This is a genomic window from Streptomyces rhizosphaerihabitans, from assembly GCF_025399795.1.
Taxonomy (GTDB): domain Bacteria; phylum Actinomycetota; class Actinomycetes; order Streptomycetales; family Streptomycetaceae; genus Streptomyces; species Streptomyces rhizosphaerihabitans.
Map to the genome: position 1 here is coordinate 1 of NZ_JAODTZ010000113.1, position 7,404 is coordinate 7,404.

The 7,404-nt window shown below is 75.4% G+C and carries 6 protein-coding genes; all 6 read right to left on the bottom strand.

Annotated features, from left to right (window positions below; translation table 11 throughout):
* Positions 1–2,112 (bottom strand): S9 family peptidase (locus N4G66_RS44505; protein ID WP_261710039.1); only part of this gene is annotated, 2,112 nt, incomplete at its 3' end.
* The gene (locus N4G66_RS44510; RefSeq protein WP_261710040.1) at positions 2,109–3,386 is read right to left on the bottom strand and encodes a TfuA domain-containing protein; all 1,278 of its coding nucleotides are present in this window, start codon (positions 3,384–3,386) and stop codon (positions 2,109–2,111) included. The genes N4G66_RS44510 and N4G66_RS44505, both read right to left, overlap by 4 nt.
* Positions 3,383–4,579 carry a YcaO-like family protein gene (locus N4G66_RS44515; protein ID WP_261710041.1) on the bottom strand — a complete coding sequence of 399 codons (1,197 nt, stop codon included), beginning with the start codon at positions 4,577–4,579 and terminating at the stop codon, positions 3,383–3,385. Before N4G66_RS44515 ends, N4G66_RS44510 begins: the two co-directional genes overlap by 4 nt.
* Positions 4,576–5,580 carry a cupin domain-containing protein gene (locus N4G66_RS44520; RefSeq protein ID WP_261710042.1) on the bottom strand — a complete coding sequence of 335 codons (1,005 nt, stop codon included), beginning with the start codon at positions 5,578–5,580 and terminating at the stop codon, positions 4,576–4,578. Before N4G66_RS44520 ends, N4G66_RS44515 begins: the two co-directional genes overlap by 4 nt.
* Positions 5,580–6,446 carry a cupin domain-containing protein gene (locus N4G66_RS44525; protein ID WP_261710043.1) on the bottom strand — a complete coding sequence of 289 codons (867 nt, stop codon included), beginning with the start codon at positions 6,444–6,446 and terminating at the stop codon, positions 5,580–5,582. Before N4G66_RS44525 ends, N4G66_RS44520 begins: the two co-directional genes overlap by 1 nt.
* Positions 6,447–6,517: 71 nt before the next feature.
* Complete coding sequence (locus tag N4G66_RS44530) at positions 6,518–6,694, bottom strand: hypothetical protein (RefSeq protein ID WP_261710044.1); 177 nt, start codon at positions 6,692–6,694, stop codon at positions 6,518–6,520.
* Between the last annotated feature and the right edge of the window lie 710 nt (positions 6,695–7,404).

Genomic DNA, 7,404 nt, shown 5'->3' on the forward strand with positions numbered 1-7,404 from the left:
CATCGCCTCCGTACGGGGGTGGGTACGGGCCGGGGCGGGCTCACCGACGCTGACGGGCACGGAGGCGGGCACGGGGGCCGGTTCGCCGGTGACGGCGGCGGACACGGGTGCCGGGGTGAGTTCGTCGGCGACGGCGGCCAGGACCCAGCGGTACCAGGCGCGGATGTTGCCGGGGCGGCTGAGGGCGTGTGCCTCCGAGCGGAAGAAGGCGACCTCGCTGCGCACGCCCTGGCGGGCGAGTGCGCGGTGGGTGCGCAGGGTTTCGGTGGGCGGGACGAGTCCGTCGTGCAGTCCGTGCGAGAGCAGGACCCGGGTGGCGGGCCGTACGGCGCGCGGGAAGAGGCTGTTGAGCTGGTAGAGGGGGCGCCATTCGGTGGGGTCGCCGAACTCGCGTATCCACTGCCAGCCCACGTCGCTGCCTTCGGCGACCTGGGTGAGGTCGAGGGGGGCGGCGTGCGCGACGACCAGGTCGGGGTTGAGGGTCTCGGCGGTGTTCAGGGCGAGGTAGCCGCCGAAGCTGCCGCCCATGAGGGCGAGGGGGGAGTCGAGCAGGCCGTGTGCGGCGCGGACCGCTTCGACCTGGGCGGCGGCGCAGGCGGCGGTTCCGCCGCGCCACTGGCGCCAGCCGGTGCGCACGGCGTCGGGGTAGCCCAGGCTCATCGGCGGTTCGACCAGGACGACGGCGAGGCCGCAGGCGACGAACGGCCACGGGTTCCACCGCCAGGACCAGTCGCTCCAGCTCTTGAACGGGCCGCCGTGGTAGAGGACGACGGTGCCGCGGGGCGGGTCCTGCTCGGGCAGGCACACCCAGCTGGCGACGTCGCCGTGGGCGCCGGGGATCGTCTGCGGCCGGTAGTGGAGGCGGCCCGGCAGCGGGGGTGTCTGGGCGCGGACGACGTGCTCGGCGGTGTGGGGGTGTGGTCCGGTCGCCTGCGGCCCGGCCGTCTTCAGCGGGGTCACCTGCAGGGCGGGCGGGGTGTCGGGGGCGGAGGTCAGGACGGCGGCCCGGCCGGTGTGGACGCGGGCGTTCATCACCGACGCCGTCAGGGGTACCGGCTGCCAGGTGGCGTGGTCCAGGTCGTGGACGTACAGGCGCCGTCGCGGTCCCGACTCGGCGGTGCACACCAGCCGGCGCGGTCCGTCCCAGCCGATGGGGCGCTGCCACAGGCCGTCGTCGGCGGGCAGCAGGAGGGGCTCGCGCAGGTCTTCGCCGACCAGGCAGGCGTGCTGGGCGACGGGTTCGTTGTCGCGGCGCAGGGTGGTGGCGAGGTAGGCGACCTGGCCGTCGGGGCCCTGGACGGGGTAGCACACATCGACGGTGGCGGAGAACAGTTCCCGCGTCGCGTCGCCGCTGTCGGCGGCCAGGGCCAGCAGTCCGAAGTTGCGTACTCCGTGGCGGTGGTGGCGGTGGGCGCCCAGGAGCAGGGTGGCCGCACCCGCCCAGGCGCTCTCGCCGGTCAGGGCCAGGTCGGCGGGGACGGTGGGGGTGAGCAGGTGCGGGGCGGTGCCGTCCAGCGGCACCAGGTGGACCTGCCATGCGCCCTGGGGCTGTTTGGCGTGGCTGAGTGTCATGTCGGATCCGGTGGCCCATACGGCGTCGGAGCCGGCCAGCAGGTTGCCGGGGTGTTCTCCGGGTCCGCCGAAGGTGCTGGTGGTCACCGCGATCTGGTGGCCGCCGGGGCGGGGGGCGAGGGCGCCGACGCGTCCGCGGGTGGTCAGCAGGACGCGCTCGGGGCTGCCGTCGGCGGGCCGCAGTTCCACCAGGGTGCGTCCCTGCGCGCGGCGCACGCACACGTATCCGCCCGGTACGGGCAGTGCCTGGGTGCACCAGGGGATCGTCCAGGTGGGCTCCCAGGTGCCGTCGGGGCGGCGGCGGTAGTGGACCAGGTGCGGCTGTTCGGCGCCGTGCCGGGTGGGGACGTCGACGCGCAGCAGCAGTCCGTCGTCGCCGTAGGCGGCCACGTCGGTGGGGCGGGGTTCGGTGCACAGTGCCTCGGCCAGCGGCATGCCAGGTGACCTGGGTTCGGTGGCCGGGGCGATGGGGGTGGTGGCCGGGGCGGCGGGTTCGGTGGCCGGGGCGGTGGGGGTGGTGGCCGGGGGGCCGGGGGTCATCGGGCCGCCGCCGGGGCGCGCAGCAGGCGGGTGATCAGGGTGAGGTCGAAGGCGCCGGCCAGCCGGGCGGCCTCGGCGGTGTCCCGGAAGCCGCGTTCCAGCGCGCAGAGCCGGTATTCGTGGTCCGCGCCGGCCTGCCACACCTCCCGCAGCAGGGTGTGCCGGTGGGCGGTGGGGGCGGCCGGCGCGGTGGGCGCCAGCAGCAGTCTGCGGCAGTGGTCCTGGAGTTCGTCGAGGGTGGTGCCGGCGACGGCTTCGGGGGGCAGGTCCTGGTAGACGAGCCGGCCGGGCGGCAGGCGGAAGGTGCGGGCGAGCAGTCGTTCGTCGACGCTCCAGCCGGCGGTCGCCCGGGTGGGGCGGGCCAGCTGGGCGTCGGAGCGGGGGGCGGGGGCGAACCCGGCCGCGCCGAGGATCTGGCCGGCGGAGCCGGTGCAGCCGGTGGTGGCGGCGGCCAGGCGCAGGGTGTAGGCGCGGTGGCGTTCGGGGAAGTCCGCGGCGAACAGTTGCAGGCAGGCCAGGGCGAGCCGGGCGCCGACGGCGGAGCCGGGCTGGAGCGGCCGGTGCTCGAAGTCCCATTGCCTGGCGTAGGAGCTGGGCCAGGTGGCGGCCGGGCCGGGGGCGTCGGCGGGTGGCGGGACGGGGCGGGCGGCGAGGGTGTCCAGGGCGTGGCGGGCGTCGCGGGTCTTGATGTCGCCGTGTTCCCTCAGGTGGTCCAGGAGCAGGTGCATGGCGTCGCGGTCGGGGCCGGCGGCCCGGAGCAGGGCCGGTGCGGAGCGTTCGGTGAAGTGCAGGGCGGCGGCGGTGTGTTCGAGGCGGGCGGCCTGCCCGGGGTCGAGGGTGCGGGCCTGGAGCAGTTCGGCCAGTGCGTGGCGTACGCAGACCATCGCCTCGGTCAGCCGGCGGGCGCCGGCGCTGTCGTCGGCGTGCAGGACGGCGACGTCCGCGTCGGCGGTCAGCCGGCCGGCGCGGGCCTGGGCGTACACCTGGCCCAGGCCCTGCATGCCGAAGCCGTCGAGTTCGGCGGCGCGCAGGGCGCCCAGGCTGGCGGTGCCGGCGATGTGCACGCCGCGGGCGAGCTGGGCGAGGATCTCTTTGTGCCGGATGGGCGCGAAGTGCTGGTAGACGCCGTCGACGATCAGTACCTGGTCGCCGGGGCGCAGGCACAGGTCGAAGAGGTCGCCGTGGCGGACGGGCGGCCGGTAGGTGAAGGGGCCGGCCGGGCGCAGCGGTTCGGGCAGGGTGGGGCCGACGAAGGCGATGCGGCGGGGGGTCACGTGAAGCTCCGGCTGGCGAGGGACTGCGGGCGGGGGTGCTGGAGGGCGAGCCCGAGCCCGGGTGCGAAGACCTGGACGACGGCGGGCCACGGCTGGGGGCCGGGGGTGAGGTCGACGGCGATCACGGGCCGGCCGGTGGTGTGGTGCACGGCGGTGACGAGGGTGTCCAGCACCTGGCGCAGGGATGCGGCCGGGCGGGCGGGGCGGGGCATCGGCTCGGTGCGCCGTGGTGCGGGGCGGGGCCGGTCCGCGGGGGCGCCCAGGCGGCGGAAGGTCCATTCGGGGATGTCGTCGCGTCCGCCGCTGATGGTGGAGCCGCGGCTCTGGACGGCTTCCAGCAGGGCCCGTTCGGCGGCGATCGCGGGGTCGGTGTGGCAGCCGGACCCGGCGAAGATCTGCCACATCTCGGGCTGGGTGAGCCAGCAGGTGTAGGCCCAGGTGCCCGGCACGGAGGGGATGCGTTCGAGGGCGACGTCGGCTCCGGCGGCGCGGATCCGGGCGGTCACCGCGCCGAGGCGCCCGCCCAGGGTGTCCAGGTCGGTGGCGATGGCGTCGCCCTCGCGCAGGCGGGCCAGGGCGTCGCGTTCGACGGCTTCCAGCAGGGCGTGCAGGGCGGCCTCGACGTGGTCGTTGCCCGAGGCCAGGCCGTTGGTGGTGGTGACGAAGGTGGCGGGCTGCCAGCGGTCGGCGGCCCAGCCGCGCAGGCCGACCGCGGCCGCCGGGACGAGGGCGGGCGCGCATGCGGCCAGGTCCCAGCCGGTGGTCCAGTCCAGGACGGTGCGGTCGTCGGCCAGCGAGACGGGGTGCAGGGACAGTTCGCCGACCCGGTAGCCCGGGGCCAGCGCGCCGGCGCTGTCGCGGGCGGTGACGGCGGGGCGGGCCTGTTCGGCGACGGCGACCTCGATGGACTCCATGACGGCCGAGATACGGGCGGCGGTGTGCGTGATGCCTTTGCCGGCGCTGGCGACCAGGGTGGCGGCGGCGGGCCGGATCGCGGTCCACACCGGGACGTCGAGGATGTCGAGGCCGGTGAGGTCGGCGACCCGGGTGATGCCGCGGGCGCGCAGCTGGGGGGCGAGGCGGTCCCAGGTGTCGTCCAGGTCGGTGGTGCGCAGGGTTCCCTCGGTGACGGCCGCGGGGCCCCCGCCGCTCATCCAGGGGACGGCGGGGCGCGCGGTCTGCGGCCCGCTCACCGGTGCTCCCGGCGCAGGGTGACGGCGGCCCGGGTCGCGGCGCTCTCGTCGGCTGCGGCGAGGTGGGCGAGCAGGGCCTGGCGGACCAGTTCGGTGCGCTGCTTCAGACAGTGCTGGTGGTGGTGCTCGTGCAGGGCGCGGAAGGCGGGGGAGCCGAGGAAGCCGGCCAGGAGCACCTCGGCGAGGTTCTGCGCGGTGGGTTCCTCGATGGTGATGGCGATGTGGATGGAGTTGCCCTCGCGGGCGGTGGCGTAGTGCGGTGTGCCGTGCGGCATGTAGAGCACGTCGCCGGGGCGCAGGGTCGCTTCGATGCGGCGGTCGTCCGGGATCTGGCCCTCGTAGAGGGTGGAGTCGCTGGTGGAGGTCTCGTCGATGCGGCCCACCACCCAGTCCTTGACGCCGGCGACCTGGAGGATGAGGACGTGGGCGCCGTCGTGGTGGGCCTGCATGGCGGTCTTGCCGGGCGGGCTGAGGAAGACGAAGGCCTCCAGGCCCCCGCTGAAGTGGGGCTCCAGGGCCTTGACGAGGGTGCGGATGCGCGGGTGCCAGTGCTCGGCCTGGTTGAACTTGAAGGTGGCGCCGGCCGCGAAGTCCTGGCGGATCCGCTCGGGTTCGATGTAGCCGGGCAGTTCGTGGCCGACGACCCGGCGTTTGCGGGTCATGTCGCTGATCGCGGTGCGCACGCCCTCGTTGAAGACGGTGAAGTAGGGCCGGGACAGCAGGCCGCACTCGGCCTCGTCCCACATCTCCTGCTCGGTGATGAGCCCGGTGAGGTCGCCGGGGGCGCGCAGCAGGACGGGCTGGTTCGCCCAGTGGTCGCGGAAGAAGGCGCCGGTGTCGCCGACCAGGTGCTCCAGCCGGGTGGGCATCGCCTCGCCGGCGGCGGCCGGCGCCGGCTCGGCGTCCCGGCGGGTCTCGGCGTCCCGCGTCTGCTCGGCGTCCCGCGCGGGCCCGGCGTCGTCCCGGGGGGTCTCGGTGGCCGTGGGGGTCGTGGTGGGCATCAGCCGATCGCCTCCCGCATCGTCTGGAGCGCGGTATCCGCCCAGCGGGTGCCGTCCAGGGTCCTTGCCTGCCCGGTCAGGGCCGAGCGGACCTCGCTGGTGCGGGCCGGGAGCGGGCGGGTGTGGAAGTGGTGCACGAGGTTGTGCTCGTCGTCCAGGAACCGCCGCAGGAACGCGTCGACCAGGTCTTCCGGGGTCGGTTCGGTGAGCGTGAACGTCAGGTGGAGGGAGTCGCCGTCGCGGGCGACGGCGTCGTGCGGCCAGCCGTGCGGCAGGTACAGGACGTCGCCCGCATCGAGGGTGAAGACGTGGCTGGGCCGGGCGGCGTCCACGTCCAGGCCCGCCGAGGCGCCGATCTGCCCGGGATCGGCGTACAGGTGCCACTCCTTGCGGCCTTCGAGCTGCAGGACGAGCACATGGGCGGCGTCCCGGTGGGGCAGCATGCCGCGTGACTCCTCGGGCGTCCAGAAGACGTAGGAGCCGGCCGCCACGGGCCGGATCTCCTCGAGCCGGCGCGCGATGTCGCGGGTGGGCCGGTGCCAGTCCCCCACCTGGTTGAGCTTGAGCGAGGCACCGTCGGCCATGTGGCGGCCGATGGCACGGGGGTCGGCGAACCCGGCGGCCTTGTGCCCGATCACGTCCCGCTTGGCCGTGTACGAGGACACCGTGGGCACCTCACCGTGCTTGAGCAGGGTGAAGTAGGGCCACTTGAGGAGACTGGCGTCGAGCAGCCGCCGGATGTCGTCCGATGTGAGCAGTCCCGAGGGGTCGACGGCCTGCTTCTCGACGCGGTACGAGACGCCCCATGCGGCGTCCCCGAGGAGCCTGTCGGTCAGGGCGGCAGGCAAAGGGGTGGCTGCGGTCATGCCGGTGCCAACCTTTCCGGTCCGTGGCGCCCGGGAGCACGAAGCTCCCGGGCAGCCGTCTGCTGTTGCCGTCAGGCCTCGTTGATCTGGCTGAGGACCGTCATGGGAGCGTCCGCGGCCTCCTCGTTGTTGTTGAGGACGGCAGCCTTCTCGGGGTCGATGAGGCCCTCGCCCGCGAGGCGGGACTCGGCCGGCGAGGCAACAGCGTCGGTCTCGTTCAGGGACTGGAAAACGTCACGCAGAGCCATACGAAAACCTCCCTTGGGACCACTGCCGTTCAGTGGCCGTTCCTGGAGGAAACACGAGCGGCCTCGCACCGGACTCGAACGCGGCCATGCTGCAGACACACACCGGCACCGCCGGGCCGCCGCGGCCGCCGTGTCCACCGGGCGCCGCTGCGGTGACGGCCGCCGTATCCACCGCGTCAGGACCGCGCCGCCCCGGCCGGGCGGCCGGCGGCCGTTGGGAAGGGGGCGCCCGTCCCTGCCGAGGCCGGGCGCGTGGTGGTGTGGCGGGTTGCGCGGGGCCGAGGGCGGGCCGGGTCCCGTGCCGCGGGCCTGTACAGGGCGGGCTCGGGGCACGGTGGCGCGCACCGCACTCGGCGTCCCCGCATGCGCCGCGGGACGGGGACGGCCTGCGACTTGCGGCCCGGGGCGCGTGCCGCGGGCCGAGGACAGGGCCGGCTCGGGACACGGTGAGCGCTCGCCGCACCCGGCCGGCCGCACGTGCCGAGGGCCGAGGACAAGGGCCGAGGACAAGGGCAGCCCGGGGCGCGTGCCGCAGGGCGACGGGGCGGGCCGGGGCGCGTGCCGGTTTGTTCATCCGCTGCGGGAGCGGCGCTTGTTGACGGGTTCCGGGGTGCTCACGCCCCGGGCTGGAGCCGGCCGGGGTCGGGGTCCGGGGGGCCGCCGGGCACCAGGGTCAGATGGCGGCGGCCGATCTCCCGTGGGCGCGGAAG

Coding starts and splice junctions, on each gene's coding strand:
- N4G66_RS44520 (WP_261710042.1), bottom strand. CDS start 5,580: ATGCCCACCACGACCCCCACGGCCACCGAGACCCCCCGGGACGACGCC.
- N4G66_RS44525 (WP_261710043.1), bottom strand. CDS start 6,446: ATGACCGCAGCCACCCCTTTGCCTGCCGCCCTGACCGACAGGCTCCTC.
- N4G66_RS44530 (WP_261710044.1), bottom strand. CDS start 6,694: ATGGCTCTGCGTGACGTTTTCCAGTCCCTGAACGAGACCGACGCTGTT.